Below are 17,610 nucleotides of genomic sequence, written 5' to 3' on the forward strand. Positions count from 1 at the left end.
TCTTCCCTCGTCACTCCGGGCCGCTTCGCGACCCTGCGTTCCTCAGTCCAGACACAGGCGCGGCCAAACCGTGCGGCTATCCAGATCACGACTTTCTAATTAATAGCTCCGGTGTTCCGCCCGGTTCGACCTCGGTCCCGTTAATCCGGTACTCTAGTCAATCGGTGCGCCTGGTGGCGTGCCTGGCTTCGCGCGCTTCCCTGGTCCGCCGGCAAACGTATCCAGCGATCGGGTGTCGAGGCGCAGCATCCAGTAGACAAGAAGGGTTTCCGCGGTGTACGCGATCGTTCGTTGCGGCGGCAGGCAGCAGAAGGTCTCCGTGGGAGACGTCATCGAAGTGGACACGGTCCCTGGTGAGATCGGTTCCACGTTTGCGCTGCCGGCGATTCTCGTCGTCAACGACGGCGATGTCACCACCGACCCGGCCGTGCTCGGCAAGTTCCAGGTGACCGCCGAGATTCTCGGCGAGACCAAGGGTCCCAAGATCCGCATCCTCAAGTACAAGAACAAGACCGGTTACAAGAAGCGCCAGGGGCACCGCCAGCGGTACACCCAGGTGAAGGTCACCGGCATCAACCCTGGGAAGTAGGGAGTCATGGCACACAAGAAGGGCGCCTCGTCCACCCGGAACGGCCGCGACTCCAACGCCCAGCGGCTCGGAGTCAAGCGTTTCGGCGGGCAGCTCGTAAACGCCGGTGAGATCATCATCCGGCAGCGCGGCACCCACCACCACCCGGGCGACAACGTCGGCCGCGGCGGCGACGACACGCTGTTCGCGCTGGTCGCGGGCCACGTGCAGTTCGGCCGCAAGCGCGGTCGCCGCGCAGTGAGCATCATCCCGGTGGCGGAGTAAATCCCGCAAAATTAACGAGAAGCCGGGGTCTGGACGATCCGGCGGTGAACGCCTAGGTCGGCGGCCATGCGGCTGTCCAACGGACGGGTTTCTCGTTGATACCGGAAGGCGAGGCGGGTCGGTGAGTCCGATCCGCCTCGTTTCGTTTCTTAGGGGAAGCAGGCTATGGCTGATTTCGTCGACAACGTCATCTTGCACATCAAGGCGGGTGACGGCGGCAACGGCTGCGCTTCCGTGCACCGGGAGAAGTTCAAGCCGCTGGGTGGCCCCGACGGGGGCAACGGCGGCCCGGGCGGCAACGTGATCCTGGAGGTGGACGCCAACACCTCGACGTTGCTGGAATACCACCACCGGCCGCACCGCAAGGCGGGCAACGGGAAGCAGGGCGCGGGTTCGAACCGGGACGGCGGGCGCGGCGAGGACGTGATCCTGCCGGTCCCCAACGGCACTGTGGTGAAAAATGCGGAAACGGGGGAGGTGCTGGTCGATCTGATCGGCGTCGGGACCCGGTATGTGGCCGCGCAGGGCGGTTTCGGGGGGCTCGGGAACGCGGCGCTGGCCACCTCAAAGCGCAAGGCGCCCGGATTCGCCCTGCTGGGCGAGCCCGGCGATGTCGCCGATATCACCCTGGAGCTGAAGACCGTCGCGGACGTCGCGCTGGTCGGCTTCCCGAACGCCGGTAAATCCTCGCTGATCGCGGCGTTGTCGGCCGCCCGGCCGAAGATCGCGAACTATCCGTTCACGACGTTGATCCCGAACCTGGGCGTGGTCACGGCGGGCGAGGTCATCTACACGGTGGCCGACGTGCCGGGGCTCATCCCTGGCGCCTCCGAGGGCAAAGGGCTCGGCCACGAGTTCTTGCGGCACGTGGAGCGCTGCTCCACGATCGTGCACGTGCTGGACTGCGCGACCTTGGACCCCGGGCGTGATCCTGTCTCTGACTTCGAGGTCATCGAGGCGGAGCTGGCGGCCTACGGCTCGCTGCAGGACAGGCCGCGCATGGTCGTGCTGAACAAGGTGGACGTGCCGGACGCGCGCGAGCTCGCCGATCTGGTCAAGCCGCTGCTGGCCGAGCGCGGGCTGCGGGTGTTCGAGATCTCCGCGGCGTCCCACGAAGGGCTCACCCCGCTGGCGTACGCGATGGGGGAGATGGTGGCGCGGGCCCGCGCCGAGAAGCCGGTCGAGGAGCCCACCCGGCTCGTCATCCGGCCCAAGCAGCTCGGCGAGACCGGGTTCACGCTGCGCCGGGTCAACGAGACCACCTTCCAGCTCACCGGCGAGAAGCCGGAACGCTGGATCCGGCAGACCGACTTCACCAACGACGAGGCCGTCGGCTACCTGGCCGACCGGCTGGAGCGGCTCGGGGTGGAGGAGGCGCTCATCGAGGCGGGCGCGGACGTTGGCGTGGAGGTCGTGATCGGCTCCATGGAGAACGGCTATATCTTCGACTGGCGGCCCTCCGAGGCCGCCCAGACCCGCATCGGCGGCCCCAGAGGCTCCGACAGCAGACTGTAAAGGAGTCTCGTGGCCAGGGAGAGGGTCCGCGACGCGGCTCGCATGGTGGTCAAGGTGGGGTCCTCCTCGCTGACCACCCCGCAGGGCATGATCGACGTCGACCGGGTGGACGCCCTGGTCGACGTGCTCGCCGCCCGCCGCCAGACGGGCACGCAGGTCGTCCTGGTCTCCTCCGGCGCGATCGCGGCCGGGCTCGGCCCGCTCGGCCTGCGGGCCAGGCCCAAGGACCTGGCCACCCAGCAGGCCGCCGCCTCGGTCGGCCAGGGCGTCCTGATCGCCCGCTACACCTCCTCCTTCGCGCGGTACGGCTTGCGCGTCGGCCAGGTCCTGCTCACCGCCGACGACATGATGCGCCGCTCGCACCACCGCAACGCCCAGCGCACCCTGGCCCGGCTGCTCGAACTCGGCATCGTGCCGGTGGTCAACGAGAACGACACGGTGGCCACCGACGAGATCAGGTTCGGCGACAACGACCGGCTCGCCGCCCTGGTCGCGCACCTGACCCACGCCGACGCCATGGTGCTGCTCTCCGATGTGGACGCGCTCTACGACGGCGACCCGCGCAAGGCCGGTTCGGCCAGGATCGCCGACGTGCGCGGCCCGGCGGACCTGGACGGGGTCGAGCTGGGCAGCGGCGGCAGCGTCGGCACCGGCGGCATGGTCACCAAGGTGCAGGCCGCCAAGATCGCCACTGGCGCGGGCGTCCCGGTGGTGCTCACCGCCGCCGCGCACGCCGCGCAGGCGCTGGCCGGGGCGGACGTCGGCACCTACTTCCACCCGGGCGGGCGGCATCCGGGCACCCGCCTGCTCTGGCTGGCGCACGCCGCCACCGGCCGGGGGCGGCTGCACCTGGACACCGGCGCGGTGGCCGCCGTCGTCGACCGCCGCATGTCGCTGCTGCCCGCCGGGGTGCTGAAGGTCGAGGGCGACTTCGCCGCCGGCGACCCGGTCGACCTGTACGGCCCGCACGGCCATCCGGTGGCCCGGGGCCTGGTCAACTTCGACGCCGCGGAGATCCCCGAACTGCTCGGCCGTTCCACCCGCGAGCTGGCCAGCGCGCTTGGCCCGGAATACGAGCGCGAGCTGATCCACCGCGACGACATCGTCATACTCGAGCCGCACGTCCCTTGACGGAGGTATTCCGCGATGAGTGAGTTTCTGCAGGTCGCCCACGCGGCGAAGGACGCCGCCCAGCTGCTGGCTCCGCTCCCGCGCGCGCCGAAGGACCGCGCCCTGCGCGCCATCGCGGACGCCCTGGTGGCCAGGGCCGATGAGATCGTCGCCGCGAACGCCGAGGATGTGGACAAGGCGCGCGAGGGCGGCACCTCGGAGGCGATGATCGACCGGCTGCGGCTGGACGTGGCCCGGGTGGAGAAGATCGCGGGCGCGGTCCGCGAGGTGGCCGATCTGCCGGATCCGGTGGGTGAGGTGGTGCGCGGGAGCACCCTGCCCAACGGGCTCGAGCTGCGCCAGGTGCGGGTGCCGCTGGGCGTGATCGGGATCATCTACGAGGGCCGCCCGAACGTGACCGTGGACGCGGCGGCGCTCTGCCTGAAGAGCGGCAACGCGGTGCTGCTGCGGGGGTCTTCCAGCGCCTACGCGTCCAACACGGTGCTGGTGCGGATCATGCAGGAGGCGCTGGCGGAGACCGAGGTGCCCGCCGGGGCCGTGCAGCTGGTGCCCGGTCTGACCCGGGATTCGGTCAAGGAGCTGATGCGGGCGCGCGGCCTGGTGGACGTGCTCATCCCGCGTGGGGGGGCGTCCCTGATCAACAGCGTGGTGGAGGAGTCCACGGTTCCGGTGATCGAGACCGGCGTCGGGACCTGCCACGTCTACGTGGACGCCGACGCAGACCAGGAGATGGCGCTGTCGATCCTGGTCAACGCGAAGGCGCAGCGCCCGTCGGTCTGCAACGCGGCCGAGACCTTCCTCGTGCACGCCGCCATCGCCGAGGAGTTCGTGCCCAAGGCGCTGGCCACGCTGAAGAGCGCGGGCGTCACTGTCCACGGAGACCCGGCCATCGCCGCCTACAGCCCCGACGTGGTGCCGGCCACGGAAGACGACTTCTACGCCGAATACCTGTCCCTCGACATCGCCGCGGCTGTGGTCGCTTCCCTGGACGAGGCCGTCGCCCACATCCGCCGCTACGGCTCCGCGCACACCGACGCCATCATCACCCGCTCCCAGCCCGCCGCGCGCCGCTTCGTCGCCCTGGTCGACTCCGCGGCGGTCGCCGTCAACGCCTCCACCCGCTTCACCGACGGCGGCGAGTTCGGCTTCGGCGCCGAAGTCGGCATCTCCACCCAGAAACTCCACTCCCGGGGCCCGATGGGCCTGCCCGAACTCACCTCCACCAAGTGGATCTACACGGGCGACGGCCACATCAGGACGTAGCCGAAGCAGCCGCCGGAGCATTCGCGGGAAAGCCATGCCCGCCATGCTGCCAACGCCCACCGACAGAACAGCCGCCCATCAGGCACCCACCGGCAGAAGGCTGGAGTCACTGGTCTTCTGCGTTCCTAGACCCCTGCCGCGACCAGCCTGCGGGAGCCCAGACCCGCGTCGCGGGCGAGCAGGGCCGCGTCCACGCGGCTGGCCGCTTCCAGCTTCGTGAGGACGTTGCTGACGTGGTTGCGTACCGTCTTTGGGGCCAGGTGGAGTTCGCGGGCGATTTCGGCGTTGGAGCGGCCGTCGGCGAGGCGCTCCAGGACCTCGTGCTCGCGCTGGGTCAGGCCGGGAAAGGGGCTGTCCGGGGTTCTGGTGGTCATCCGGGTCAGCACGCTGGCGGCCAGTCCCCGGCCGAACACCATGTGGCCGAGCGCCACCGAGCGGACCGCGGCGGCGATCTCGCCGGGGTGGGTGCCCTTCAGCAGGTAGCCCTGGGCGCCCGCGCGCAGGGCTGTGACCAGGTCGGCCTCGCCGTCGGACTGGCCAAGCGCCAGCACCCGGACAGCGGGGCAGCGGCGCCGCAGGTATTCCAGCGCGTCCAGCATGCCCAAGTCGATGAGGACCACGTCGGGGTGCAGGCGGACGGCGAGCCGGAGCGCGTCGAGGGCGTCACTGGCGGTCCCCAGCACCGTGATGCCGGTCTCGCGCTCCAGCGCGAAACGCATTCCCTCCGCGTACAGCGGATGCTGGTCCGCCACGACAGCGGTGATGGTGCCGCTCATTTGTCCTCCAACCGACGACGCTCTGAGCACAGAGTGGCGCAGCGGTCTTGGGAACGACTTGGCGGTCACTAGCGCATCGGGGCGTGTCGCTCCCAGTGACGTTCTGTGGGGTCACCTTCACTTGTTGTTATGGATATTCTCATCGCGCTGGGCTTCGTGGCGGTGGTGCTGGTCGTGGCCGACCGGCTGTTGCTGCTGCTTGAGAGCCACGGCCATCTGAATTGGCGCAGGTCGGGCCGGAAGAAGCTGCCCGCAGAGCCGGGCGTCGGCCTGGAGCACCTGCTCGAAGAGCCGGTCAGGGAAGGCCGATGAAACGCGCCCTCTACGACATGGCGGCCCTGGTCGGCCGGCTCGCGCTCGGGGTCGTCTTCATCGCGCACGGGTGGGCCAAGTACAAGCGGGGCGTGGACGCGACCGCGCAGGGTTTCGCCGAATGGAACATTCCGGTGCCCCGGATCTCGGCCTGGTTCGCGATCGTCGCCGAACTGGGCGGCGGGATCCTGCTCGTGCTGGGACTGCTGACCATGCTGGCGGGCGCCGCCCTGTTCGTGCTCATGGCGGGGGCCCTCATGTTCGTGCACGTCGGCCACGGCATCCTGCTGGCCAACGGCGGCTTCGAACTGGTGCTGGCGCTCGGCGCGGTCGCGCTCCTGCTGGCGGCGGCGGGACCGGGCCGGATCAGCCTCGACTACGTGCTCTTCGGGCGTCGCCGGGAAGCCAAATCCGTGCCGTCTGTGGCGCAACCCGCCTGACAACGGCGTGCCTCCCGCGAATTGTCGGGGGGGTCCACTAACGTGGGCCACCCTATGGGTGGACGTCTGGGGCGGGTCGGCCCGTACGCGCTGCTGGAGCGGCTGGGCCGCGGCGGCATGGGCGAGGTCTACCTCGCGGCCACCCGGCGCGGGGAGCAGGTGGCCCTGAAGATGCTCCGCGATCCGATCGAGGATGACGCGGAGGCCCGATTACGCCTCGACCGCGAGGTCCGTGCCCTGCGCCGGGTCGAGAGCCCCTACGTCGCCCAGGTTCTGGACGCCGACCTGTCCGGCGATCGGCCGTACCTGGTGATGGAGCACATCAAGGGGGAGACCCTGCTCGACGCGGTACGGCGTCGCGGGCCGCTGGCCCAGGCCGAGCTGGTCATGGTCGCCCAGGGGCTGGCCACGGCGCTGGCCATCATCCACGCCGCCGGGGTGGTGCACCGGGATCTCAAACCGGCCAACGTGCTGATCGGCGAGGAAGGCCCGGTCCTGATCGACTTCGGGATCGCCCAGGTGATGGACGCGACGCGGGTCACCAGGACCGGCACCTTCCTCGGCACCCCCGGGTACGCGGCCCCCGAACTGTTCGCCGACGAGGTCGTGGGGGAGCCCGCCGACGTGCACGCCTGGGCGGCGACGGTGGCGTTCGCCGCGACCGGGCGTCCCACGTTCGGGCGGGGCACGGTCGAGTCGCAGATGTACGCGATCCTGCATGGCCAGGCCGATCTCAAGGGTGTTCCGGCGGCGCTGTTGCCGTTGGTCAGGGCGGCGCTCAACCGGGAGCCCGCCAAGCGCCCGACCGCCGCGCTGCTCGCCGACCGGCTGCACCGCCTGGCCCGGGCGATCGCCCCGGCCGAGCCGGATCACCCGCAGGCCGAGGAGCCCCCCGAGGAGGAGCCGCGGCGGGGTCTGCGCCTGTTCGGAGGGAAACCGAAGGACACCAAGAAAGTGTCAAGAGCACGCCAAGTCACGGTCGACGAGCCCCGGCAGCGCGGCGCGGAGGAGGGCGAACCGGCGGAGGACGATCGGAAGCCCGCGCGCAGTGATGATCTTAAGACGGGCCGGAAGTCGGCCGTGGAAGCGAGCCGGAAATCCCCGGCAGTTGGTGAAGCGGGGCGGAAGTCCCCGGTGGTCGGGGAAGCAGGCCGAAAGGCCCCGGCGGTTGGGGAAGTGGCGCGGAAGTCCTCGCCTTCCGCGGAAGCTGGCCGGAAGTCCGCGGCGGTCGGGGAAACGGGGAGGAAGTCAGCTTCCGTGGAAGCGGGCCGGAAATCTCCGGCAGTTGGGGAACGAAAGTCCTCAACTTCCGGGGAAGCCGGCCGGAACTCGTCCCCGGCTTCCGGGGAAAGGCGGAGAGCTTCGCGCGGTCAGGTGGCCGCGGAGGCGGAATCCGCGCTGGCCTCAGAGGCGGTCGTCGAAGCGGGCTCGGGGATTCCGACCGGAAACGCGGCGCTCGCCTTGCTGGCCACCTTCGCCGTGCCGTGTGTGGTGATCTCGGTCGTGTACCCCGTGGCCACTTTCGCGATCACCGGGGCCTTCGTGGTGCTGGCCAGGGCGTTGTGGAGTGGTCACTGGCTGGTGCGCAAGCGGCGTTCCGCGAAGGTCCGCAGCGTGCTCCGGGTGCTGTCGTTCCCGCTGACCCTGGCGGGGTCGCTGATCGCCGCCCTGGCCTGGCCGGGTATTCCCGCCGGGCTGGCCGCGTTCGCGGCGCTCTGGGCGACCGGGGGCGGCCGGTTGGCGCCCGACTGGTGGAATCAGCCGGTGCCGGTCACGGTCGCGGGGGTGGTGTTCGGCGTGGTGTGTGGCGCGATCATCGGCCGCGAGGTGGAACGCATCGGGGCCGAGTTGCCCGATCTTCGCAGGGAAGGACTCCGGGCACTCGCTGTTCTGGGCGGATTTGTGGCTTTGTGTGCGGCAGCCGTACGGGCTATCGCGCTGTTTGTCTAGGAGGGAGCCCCGGAGGGCCCCCTCCCGTTAATTCTCGCGGCGGGCGAAGCGGTTGAAGATGCGCTCGCCCGCGTTCACCGCGCCCTCGGCGACGTCGCGGAGCACGCCGATGAACGGGTCCTGGGACTGGGCCCACGACTCGCGGTAGGAGTTGGCGGCCGCCTTGACCTCCTCGGAGATCTTGGCGTTGGCGTCGTCCTCGCGGCGCGGGTAGTTTCCGGCCAGGATCGCGTCGTATTCGCCGCTCCGGCGCCAGCGGTCGAGCTCGGCCACCCGGGTGACCGCGAACGGGTGGGTGGTGCCGAGCAGGTTGAGGACCTTGAGCAGGCCGTCGCGGACGTCGCCGGCGGTGTCGTACTCCCTGGCCTGGTCCAGGAAGGCCTCGATGTTCATCTCGTGCAGGCGCGAGCCGCCCGCCAGCTTCATCAGGGCGCGGAGCGCGGCGTCAGGGTCCTGACCGGCGAGCAGGCCGCCGCGGTCGGCGGACATCTCGGCCTTGCGCGCCCATTCCTCCAGGGCGGCCACGATCACCCGCAGGCCGATGTAGCCGAGCGGGATCCAGGCCACGCGGGTGGCGAGCTGGGTGAGGATCTGCAGCATCGTGCCGTAGACGGCGTGGCCGGAGAGGATGTGCGAGGTCTCGTGGCCGACGACGAAGCGGAGCTCCTCCTCGTCCATCAGGTCGAGCAGGCCGGTGGACACCACGATGAACGGCTCGTCGAAGCCGATCGCCATCGCGTAGGCCCGGGGGCTCTGCTGGACGTAGACCTCGGGGATGCGGTGCAGGTCGAGGATGTAGGCGCTGTCGCGGCCCATGTCGTAGAGCGCGCGGAACTGGGTTTCGGACGTGCGAACCGCCGAGGCCAGGAACATCAGGCGCAGGCGGCGCTCGCTGAACAGTCCGGACATGCGCTTCAACACCGAGTCGAACCCGGACAGCGAGCGCATCGCGACCAGGGCGGACCGGTCCGCGGGATGTTCGTAGGCGCGGGAGCTGATTCCGGGCAGCTGGACGCGGTTGCGATCGGGAGTGGTCATGCTGGGCATGCTACGTCGGTGTTTCCCGTGATGCGCATGAACCCGCTTTCAGGTCGGTCCCAGCCCGCGCGTTAGGGTCCGTCCTATGAGGAACGGGGCCGCCATCCGGCGGCTTGGCATCATGGGCGGCACCTTCGATCCGATCCATCACGGGCACCTGGTGGCGGCGAGCGAGGTCGCGCACCATTTCGAGCTGGACGAGGTGGTCTTCGTCCCGACCGGGCAGCCCTGGCAGAAGGCCGACAAGACGGTCTCCGCCGCTGAGGACCGGTATCTGATGACGGTCATCGCGACCGCCTCCAACCCGCGCTTCTCGGTCAGCCGGGTGGACATCGACCGGCCGGGGCCGACCTTCACCATCGACACGTTGCGCGACATCCTCGGCATCTACGGGCCGGAGGTGGAGCTTTACTTCATCACCGGCGCCGACGCGCTGGCCCAGATCCTGGGCTGGCGGGACGTTGAGGAGCTCTTCACGATCGCCCATTTCGTCGGCTGCACCCGCCCGGGCCACACCCTGCACGATCCCGGCCTGCCCGAAGGCATGATCAGCCTGATCGAGATCCCGGCGCTGGCCATCTCCTCCTCCGAGTGCCGCGACCGGGTCGAGGCGGGACAGCCGATCTGGTATCTCGTGCCCGACGGCATCGTGCAGTACATCGGCAAGCGCGGCCTCTACCGCCCCGGAACTGTCGGTGGCGGGAAGTAGGGTCATGCCTCGACCGGGTACGGCCGTGCGGCTAATAGGCTCTCTGCTTTATTAGTGATCCCTAGCGTTGTATATGTATAGTTGTGCGTATGGAGTTGCCGTGTGTTCCAAGGCCGCGAAGCGTCTGGGTATCCACTCGATGACGCTTCGCCAGTGGGCTGTCGATGGCAAGATCCCTTTCTCCTGGGTCGGGCGGGAGCGCCGGTCCTTTCCGGTTGATGTGGAGAACATGAAGCGCGGGGCCGCAACCTCCCGCCTCGGGCCGGAGCTGCTGTGTGTGCGAGCGCCCGGTTCGTCTGTGCAGGATTGCTCTTTGGCCGCGCAGGAGGAGGAGTTGCGGGCCACGTCCACGGGCACGGTGGTCAAGGTCGTCAAGGATCGCGGTTCCGGGCTGGGGGAAAGCCGGCCTGGCCTCAACCAGGTGCTGGCGATGGCGTCCGATAGCGGCATGAGTGTGGTGCGGGTGACGCATGAGGATCGGCTGGCGCGGTTCGGTGTCGGCTGGCTCAAGCGCCTGTTCGCCGTGTACGGCGTCGCTTTCGACGTGTTGCACTCGAACAGGTCCGGGCACCGGGATGAACTCCTGGAAGACTTCCTCTCGCCGGCTACCAACTTCCCCGGACGCCTGTACAGCATGAGTGCTCGCACGCGGCTGCTCGCCGAGAGCGGCCAGTGCAGCGGGGAGTGTGCCGGGTGAGCCGGAAACTCCCGCTGGCCGAGGGCGAGACGTCCCGAACCGTCTGCGCCCGCGCCGTCCTGCGCAAAGCGGTTGATGAGAAGACCGGCGAGCTCCTGCTCGCCTCCGTGCTGGCCGAGCGTGTCGGATGGGCTGCCGATCTGGTGTCCGACATGGGCGGCGCGCTGACCGGCGAGCACTGGAATGCCACCGATGTGGATGTGCTCGCCGCCGGTAAGGATGCCGGGGGCCGGAAGCTGCCGTCCCATGCGTGGATGGCGCTGCGGCGTCTGGGCTGGAGCCTCACCTGTGACGCGAAGGTCAATGACCGCATCGTGCGCATGGCCCAAGAGCAGGCCGGGCGTGCCTTGCGGTCGGCCAAGTGGCGGGCCGACCTGACCGCCGCAATCGTGGCCACCTGGCCCGTTGATCCAGCCAAGCGCACCCCGAAGGAGTGGGATGCCGTCCGCGAAGCCATTCCCGGTGGGGAGTATCTGCCGTCCAGTGCGATCAGGTCCCGCACCCGGCAAGCGGCAGCCTTCCAGCGCGAGCACGGGCGGCTGCCGGTCGATGTGTTCGAACTGGAGCCCGCGCCCCGCACCGCGCGGATGCTGCCGCTGGCCGCGTGCGACGGTCAACAGGCCACGATCGAACGGCACGAGAGCGATCCGGGCCGGGCACTGCTGCGATTGCAGCTGCCCGCCCGCCCCGACCCGCAGTCCTACAAGGACTGGACGTGGGTGGCCTGCCCCATCGCGCTGCCACCCACCATCCCGCCAAGCGCACTGCTGCACCTGCCGACCCTGCGCATCCACCACGGCGCAGTGCGGGCCGACCTCGTCTTCACCCATGCGGTCCCGAAGGCGCGGCGATGCGGGCACACTGTTGCGCTCGGGGTGGACTGGGGCCTCAATACTCTGCTCAGTGCGGGTGCGGCCCGGCTGCACGATGACGGCACCATCGCCGCCTTGGGCGCCGGGGGCATGTTCCGGGCCGCCGGTGTTCTCGCGAAACAGCACCGTCTGCGGCGGGAGAGTGAGCATCTGCACGCCAAAGCCGACCGGTATCAGCGGCTCATCGGCGGCGCAGTCGATCATCGGCTCATCGGCAGGCATCAGATGCTCGCCGAACAGATCCGGCACCTCTGCGACCGTCGCTCGAATCTCAACGATGCTCTGGCGTGGGCTGCGGCCCGATGGGCCGTGGACCAGGCCATCGCCGCCGACGCGACGGTGATCTATGTCGAAGACCTCCGCTCCCTGGAGGCCAAGGACATGGGCCGCACGATGAACACCCGCGTGTCCCAAACGGTGCGCGGGCAGATCGTGGACCGGATTCGGCACCTGGCCGCTGAGACCGGTATCGCCGTCGTGACAGTCCCGGCGAAGGACACCTCCAAGCACTGCCCGCGGTGCCTGGTTCCGCTGCGGCACCGCAAAGCCCCCGACCGGCCCACCGCGCCCGGGTGGAAGTGGGCCATCTGCCGCTCCTGCGGATACCAAGGCGACCGCGACGCCGGAGCGTGCAAGCGCATCGCCGCACGCGGCCTCACCCACCAGACCACGACCGCCACCGACCGCGCCGGCGGCGCCATGGTGATCCGCGGCGTCGTGGACGAACTCGAAGCCAAAGCCGTGATCAAGCCGACCGCGGACACCAGCCGGAAAGACCGGTCCAAGACCGGACCCACCCGGCGCAGGCCAGCACGCCCCGCGCCCAGGCGACGCAGGGCACCCTCCCTCACCGGCCCCACGGGATCGGCGAGCAAGCGTCCGGAGGGACACGCTCACACGGGCCGGACCCAGCTGCCCCGCGCAGCCGACCGACACCAGGGCGTGCAGACGATCAGCACACCCACCAGCCGACACAGGCCACGAGGGGCTGCACTGGGCGCGGGCTTCCACCTGCACGCTCACGCTACCCCTCCTCGATGGGCAGAACCCACGCCAGGCACTATGTCTTGCATGGAATCGCATAGCTGATCAGAGACGCTTGAAGGGCCGCCATCTGGCACCCTGGGAAGGAGAGGGTCAGTGGAGACCAGATCAATGAAGACCAGATCAGTGGAGGACAGAACCGCATCGTGACCGCATCCGAGAGATCAATCCAGCTGGTCCGGGTCGCCGCCGAGGCCGCGGCCGACAAACTGGCCGACGACATCATCGCCTACGACGTCAGCGACCGCCTCGTCATCACCGACGCGTTCGTCGTCTGCTCGGCCGCCAACGACCGTCAAGTCCGCGCCATCGTGGACGAGATCGAGGAGCGCCTGCGGGTGGACGCCGCGGCCAAGCCGGTCCGCCGCGAGGGCGAGCGGGAGGGCCGCTGGGTCCTCCTCGACTACATCGACATCGTCGTGCACGTGCAGCACGAGGAGGAGCGCACCTTCTACGGCCTTGAGCGCCTCTGGAAGGACTGCCCCGCCATCGCTCTGCCAGAGAGCGTGACCAAAGTCGCGGCCCAGCGCGCCCGCGGGGCGGTTGAGTGACCAGAAGGATCGTCTGCCTCCGGCACGGGCAGACCCGCTGGAACGTCGAACACCGCTTTCAAGGCCACACCGACATCCCCCTGGACGAGGTCGGCGTGGCCCAGGCCGCGCGGGCGGCCTCGCTGCTGGCCGCCTTAAAACCCACGATGATCGTCTCCTCGGACCTGCAGCGCGCCCATCAGACCGCGCTCCCGCTGGCCCGCCTCACCGGCCTGACGGTCACCGTCGACAAGGAGCTCAGGGAGCGCGGCGGCGGCGACTGGGAGGGTCTCACCCGGGAGGAGATCCGCGCGGGCTGGCCCGCGGAGTTCAAGAGCTGGCGGGCGCCCAACGGGGAATCGGTCACCGACGTGGCCCACCGGGTCAATGTCGCGGTCCGCCGCTGGGCCGCGAGCCTGGCGGAGGACGGCCTCCTGGTGGTCGCCTCGCACGGTGCGGCCATCCGCCTGGGTATCGCTGCCCTGCTGGGCCTCCCGGAACCGCTGTGGCCCATTCTGGGCGGCTTGGGGAACTGTTCCTGGTCCATCCTGGAGGAGTCTTCCCGGGGCTGGCGGCTGACCGAGCACAACGCCGGCACCCTGCCGACTCCGGTCAGCAGCGACGACATCCAGGCGTGATCGCCCGTTTCTTGGGTCGCACTAAATGCGGATTTGGTGTGGGGCGCTTCGGCGTCCGCTGGAAAACCGGTTGAAGTGCATGCTTACGCTGGTAGGGGTCCCGTGCTTCCCCCAGCCGTGAGGAGTTGCCTGCCTGACGATGTCTGCAGACGGCGAACGATCTGGTCCTCAGTCAGTCTCTAACTCGCTTTGGCGGTTGAAGTCCTACCTTCGGCCGTACGTTGGCATCACGATTGTCGTGTGGGTCGCCGCGGTCGTGGGGATCGCGGCCGGGATCGTCGTCCCGCTGGTGAGCGCCAAGGTCATCGACGACGCGATCGTTCATCGTGATCTGGGAGCCTTGGTCGGTCTTGGCCTGCTGGCGCTGGCGCTCGGGGTCATCGAGGCGTTCCTGACGTTCCTGCGGCGCTGGTGCCAGGGGTCGGTGGTCTTCGGGGTGGAGACCGCGATCCGCAACGATCTCTACGCCCACCTGCAGCGGCTGCCGATGAGTTTCCACGACGAGTGGCAGTCGGGGCAGCTGCTCTCCCGGGCCACGACCGACTTATCCACGATCCGCAGGTTTTTCGGCTTCGGCGCGCTGTTCCTGGTCATGAACATCCTCCAGCTGATCACGGTCACCATCCTGCTGCTGCACATGTTCTGGCCGCTCGGCCTGCTGGTCGCCGGGTCGGCGCTGCCGATCGTGTACGTCTCGATCAAGTTCGAGCGCCGCTACATGGTGGTCTCCCGGCAGGTTCAGGACGAGCAGGGCGATCTCGCCACGACCGTGGAGGAGTCGGCGCTCGGGATCCGCACCATCAAGGCGTTCGGCCGGGGCCGCCACGTCTTCGACGGCTACGACGAGGTGGCCGTGAAGGTGCATCGCACCTCGATGACCAAGGTGCGGCTGGCCTCGCGCTTCTTCACCTTCCTCGAGGTGATCCCCAACGTCACGCTCGGCCTGGTGCTGCTGCTCGGGGCGACCGCGGTCGGCGGGGGCGCGCTGACCGTGGGCACGCTGGTGGCGTTCACCACGTTCGTCCTGCAGCTGGTCTGGCCGGTGGCCTCGCTCGGCTACATCCTGGCCATGGCGCAGGAGGCGATGACCTCGGCCGACCGGGTGATGGAGGTCCTCGACACCCCGCCCTCGATCGTCGGGGGCGTCGCGGTGATCGACCGGCCGCGCGGGCATCTGCGGTTCGAAGGGGTGGAGTTCCGGTTCCCCGGCGCCGCGGAACCCGTACTGCGGGACGTCTCCCTCGACGTACGGCCCGGGGAGACGGTGGCGATCGTCGGGGCCACCGGCTCCGGCAAGACCACGCTCACCGCGCTGGTGCCCCGGCTGGTCGACGTCACCGCCGGGCGGGTCACGATCGACGGGCAGGATGTCCGGGATCTCACGCTGCCCGCGCTGCGGTCGGTGGTCGCGACCGCGTTCGAGGAGCCGACGCTGTTCTCGATGAGCGTGCGGGAGAACATCACGCTGGGGCACGGCGACGCCGGCGACGACGAGGTCCGGGCCGCGCTGGAGATCGCCCAGGCCACTTTCGCGTACGAGTTGCCCTGGGGTCTGGACACCAGGATCGGCGAGCAGGGCATGTCGCTGTCCGGCGGGCAGCGGCAGCGGCTCGCGCTGGCCCGCGCGGTGCTCGGGCGGCCCAAGATCCTGGTGCTGGACGACACGCTGTCGGCGCTCGACGTGGAGACCGAGGCCCTGGTCGAGGAGGCGCTGCGGCGGGTGCTGGCCGACGCGACCGGCCTAGTGGTCGCGCATCGGGCTTCGACCGTGCTGCTGGCCGATCGGGTGGCGATGTTGCGGGACGGGACGATCGCGCACGTCGGCACCCATCACGAGTTGCTCGGCGGGGTGCCGGAGTACCGCGCGTTGCTGGCCGCGGAGGAGGTGCTGCGATGACGGTCCGGGAGTGGCGCGGGGTCGCCGCCGAGAACCAGGACGACATGCCGGAGCGGATCTCGCTGCTGTTGCGTGAGCGGTCCCGGCGGTTGCTGGGTGATCTGATGCGGCCGCATCGCCGTGCCATCGCCGGGATGATCGCGGTTATCGTGCTGTCCAACGCCGCCGGGCTGGCCATTCCGTACCTGGTGAAGGTGGGTATCGACGACGGTATCCCGCCGATGGTGCGCGGCGAGGGCCCGCGCACGCTGATCGTGATCGTGGCGGCGATCCTGGGCGCGGCGCTCGCGCAGGCGCTGACCCGGCAGGCGTTTCTTCGTACTTCCGGCCGGATCGGGCAGGACATCCTGCTGGAGTTGCGGCGGCGGGTCTTCGTGCACTTCCAGCGGCTGTCGTTGTCGTTTCACGAGAAGTACACCTCCGGACGGGTGATCTCGCGGCTGACCTCGGATGTGGAGGCGATCGCCGAGTTGCTCGCGGCCGGGTTCGACGGCCTGGTGACGGCGGTGCTCACGCTGGTCGGGACCGCGGTCGTGTTGATGGTCCTGGATGTGCAGCTGGGTCTGGTCGCGCTCGCGCCGTTGCCGGTGTTGCTGCTGATGACGCGGTGGTTCCGGCGCGCCTCCAGCGTCGCGTACAGGCGGACTCGGGAGACGGTGGCACTGGTCATTGTGCATTTCGTCGAGTCGATGACCGGGATCAGGGCGGCTCAGACGTTCCGCCGCGAGCCGCGTAATCAGGAGATCTTCGAGGAGCTCAACGAGGATTATCGGGCCGCCAACCATCGCAGCATGCAGCTGGTCGCGATCTTCATGCCGGGGATCAAGCTGATCGGCAACGTGACGATCGCGCTGGTTCTGGTGTACGGCGGGTGGCTGGCCTTCCATGGCGAGGTCACGGCCGGGGTGATGGCGGCCTTCCTGCTGTACCTGCGGCAGTTCTACGAGCCGATGCAGGAGATTTCGCAGTTCTATAACGCGTTGCAGTCGGCGGGGGCGGCGCTGGAGAAGCTGTCCGGGGTGCTGGAGGAGCCGCCGGAGGTCGCCGAGCCGGAGCGGCCGATCCCGCTGACCGCCGCCCGGGGCGCGGTGCGTTTTGACGGGGTACGGTTCGCTTACCAAGCCGATATTCCCGTGCTGCATCGCCTGGATCTGGATATTCCGGCTGGGCAGACGATTGCCGTGGTCGGGGCGACCGGGGCGGGGAAGACCACCCTGGCGAAGTTGATCTCCCGTTTTTACGACCCGGTCGCGGGCCGGGTGCTGCTGGACGACGTGGATCTGCGCGATCTTGACGAGGCTACGTTGCGGCAAGCGGTTGTCATGGTCACGCAGGAGAACTTCCTGTTCAGCGGGACGGTAGCGGAGAACATCCGGTTCGGGCGGCCGGGGGCGCCGATGAGTGATGTGATCGCCGCGACTACGGCCATCGGGGCGCATGATTTCGTGTTGAGCCTGCCTGGGGGGTATGACGCCGAAGTGGGCAAGCGCGGGGGGCGCATGTCGGCGGGGCAGCGGCAGCTGGTCGCGTTCGCGCGGGCCTTTCTCGCCGATCCGGCGGTGCTGATCCTTGACGAAGCCACGTCCAGTCTCGATGTGCCGAGTGAGCGGCTGGTGCAGCGGGCGTTGCGGACCATCCTGGCCGGTCGGACGGCGCTGATCATCGCGCATCGGCTTTCCACGGTGGAGATCGCCGATCGGGTTCTGGTCATCGACGATGGGCGGGTGGTCGAGGACGGGCCGCCCGATCAGCTGATCTCGGCGGCGGGGCGGTTCGCAGGGCTGCACAACGCGTGGTTGGACAGCCTTTCGTCGTAGATCTGGCGTGCTGAGTTTTGACCCAGTTCTGCCGGGCGAACTCGAACTGGGCCTCGACGCTGGAGTTGATGCTCTCCCGGAAGACCAAATCCCCAAATTTCCGTAAATCCGAAATATCGTGTTCATGT

Annotated in this window: 17 protein-coding genes; 15 read left to right on the forward strand and 2 right to left on the reverse strand. The window is 69.2% G+C overall.

Annotated elements, in window-relative coordinates; all coding sequences use genetic code 11:
* Positions 1-274: 274 nt before the first annotated feature.
* The 5 genes from rplU to ABGB08_RS40185 all read left to right on the forward strand — a co-directional run bounded on the left by rplU (position 275) and on the right by ABGB08_RS40185 (position 4,762).
* Positions 275-589, forward strand: coding sequence for a 50S ribosomal protein L21 (gene rplU / locus ABGB08_RS40165; RefSeq protein ID WP_155347580.1), 315 nt, complete (start codon positions 275-277; stop codon positions 587-589).
* A gap of 6 nt (positions 590-595) precedes the next feature.
* Positions 596-853 carry a 50S ribosomal protein L27 gene (gene rpmA, locus ABGB08_RS40170; RefSeq protein WP_155347579.1) on the forward strand — a complete coding sequence of 86 codons (258 nt, stop codon included), beginning with the start codon at positions 596-598 and terminating at the stop codon, positions 851-853.
* A 165-nt stretch (positions 854-1,018) separates the two neighbouring features.
* Positions 1,019-2,368 (forward strand): GTPase ObgE, encoded by a 1,350-nt coding sequence (obgE, locus tag ABGB08_RS40175; RefSeq protein WP_347601693.1) that lies wholly within the window; start codon positions 1,019-1,021, stop codon positions 2,366-2,368.
* 42 nt (positions 2,369-2,410) lie between these two features.
* The gene (proB, locus tag ABGB08_RS40180; protein ID WP_347601772.1) at positions 2,411-3,499 is read left to right on the forward strand and encodes a glutamate 5-kinase; all 1,089 of its coding nucleotides are present in this window, start codon (positions 2,411-2,413) and stop codon (positions 3,497-3,499) included.
* A 15-nt stretch (positions 3,500-3,514) separates the two neighbouring features.
* A complete protein-coding gene (locus tag ABGB08_RS40185; protein WP_347601695.1) occupies positions 3,515-4,762 on the forward strand; it encodes a glutamate-5-semialdehyde dehydrogenase in 1,248 nt (415 codons plus the stop codon).
* Between the two features lie 125 nt (positions 4,763-4,887).
* Here the strand turns inward: ABGB08_RS40185 and ABGB08_RS40190 are convergent, their stop codons facing one another.
* A complete protein-coding gene (locus tag ABGB08_RS40190; protein ID WP_347601697.1) occupies positions 4,888-5,538 on the reverse strand; it encodes a response regulator transcription factor in 651 nt (216 codons plus the stop codon).
* A gap of 129 nt (positions 5,539-5,667) precedes the next feature.
* On the opposite strand from ABGB08_RS40190, the gene ABGB08_RS40195 reads away from it, so the two are divergent.
* Genes ABGB08_RS40195 through ABGB08_RS40205 form a run of 3 tightly spaced genes read left to right on the forward strand, consistent with a single transcriptional unit; the run spans position 5,668 to position 8,240 of the window.
* The gene (locus ABGB08_RS40195; protein WP_155347574.1) at positions 5,668-5,850 is read left to right on the forward strand and encodes a hypothetical protein; all 183 of its coding nucleotides are present in this window, start codon (positions 5,668-5,670) and stop codon (positions 5,848-5,850) included.
* Positions 5,847-6,290 (forward strand): DoxX family protein, encoded by a 444-nt coding sequence (locus ABGB08_RS40200; protein ID WP_347601699.1) that lies wholly within the window; start codon positions 5,847-5,849, stop codon positions 6,288-6,290. Before ABGB08_RS40195 ends, ABGB08_RS40200 begins: the two co-directional genes overlap by 4 nt.
* 54 nt (positions 6,291-6,344) lie before the next feature.
* Positions 6,345-8,240 carry a serine/threonine-protein kinase gene (locus ABGB08_RS40205; protein ID WP_347601701.1) on the forward strand — a complete coding sequence of 632 codons (1,896 nt, stop codon included), beginning with the start codon at positions 6,345-6,347 and terminating at the stop codon, positions 8,238-8,240.
* A 27-nt stretch (positions 8,241-8,267) separates the two neighbouring features.
* On the opposite strand, the gene ABGB08_RS40210 is transcribed toward ABGB08_RS40205, so the two are convergent.
* Positions 8,268-9,287: a M48 family metallopeptidase gene (locus ABGB08_RS40210; RefSeq protein WP_155358062.1), complete on the reverse strand. Its 1,020-nt coding sequence runs from the start codon at positions 9,285-9,287 to the stop codon at positions 8,268-8,270.
* 76 nt (positions 9,288-9,363) lie between these two features.
* On the opposite strand from ABGB08_RS40210, the gene nadD reads away from it, so the two are divergent.
* The 7 genes from nadD (at position 9,364) to ABGB08_RS40245 (ending at position 17,482) form a co-directional block, all read left to right on the forward strand.
* Positions 9,364-9,987, forward strand: coding sequence for a nicotinate-nucleotide adenylyltransferase (gene nadD, locus ABGB08_RS40215; protein WP_155358063.1), 624 nt, complete (start codon positions 9,364-9,366; stop codon positions 9,985-9,987).
* A 229-nt stretch (positions 9,988-10,216) separates the two neighbouring features.
* Positions 10,217-10,684: a recombinase family protein gene (locus ABGB08_RS40220; protein ID WP_347601774.1), complete on the forward strand. Its 468-nt coding sequence runs from the start codon at positions 10,217-10,219 to the stop codon at positions 10,682-10,684.
* Complete coding sequence (locus ABGB08_RS40225; protein ID WP_347601704.1) at positions 10,681-12,645, forward strand: zinc ribbon domain-containing protein; 1,965 nt, start codon at positions 10,681-10,683, stop codon at positions 12,643-12,645. Before ABGB08_RS40220 ends, ABGB08_RS40225 begins: the two co-directional genes overlap by 4 nt.
* A 101-nt stretch (positions 12,646-12,746) precedes the next feature.
* Complete coding sequence (gene rsfS / locus ABGB08_RS40230; protein ID WP_155358064.1) at positions 12,747-13,151, forward strand: ribosome silencing factor; 405 nt, start codon at positions 12,747-12,749, stop codon at positions 13,149-13,151.
* Positions 13,148-13,768: a histidine phosphatase family protein gene (locus ABGB08_RS40235; RefSeq protein WP_347601707.1), complete on the forward strand. Its 621-nt coding sequence runs from the start codon at positions 13,148-13,150 to the stop codon at positions 13,766-13,768. The genes rsfS and ABGB08_RS40235 overlap by 4 nt, the downstream gene beginning before the upstream one ends.
* A gap of 238 nt (positions 13,769-14,006) precedes the next feature.
* Positions 14,007-15,665: an ABC transporter ATP-binding protein gene (locus ABGB08_RS40240; protein ID WP_347601709.1), complete on the forward strand. Its 1,659-nt coding sequence runs from the start codon at positions 14,007-14,009 to the stop codon at positions 15,663-15,665.
* A complete protein-coding gene (locus ABGB08_RS40245; protein ID WP_347601711.1) occupies positions 15,662-17,482 on the forward strand; it encodes an ABC transporter ATP-binding protein in 1,821 nt (606 codons plus the stop codon). Before ABGB08_RS40240 ends, ABGB08_RS40245 begins: the two co-directional genes overlap by 4 nt.
* Positions 17,483-17,610: the final 128 nt, after the last annotated feature.

Source organism: Acrocarpospora sp. B8E8, from assembly GCF_039871605.1.
Lineage (GTDB): Bacteria > Actinomycetota > Actinomycetes > Streptosporangiales > Streptosporangiaceae > Acrocarpospora > Acrocarpospora macrocephala.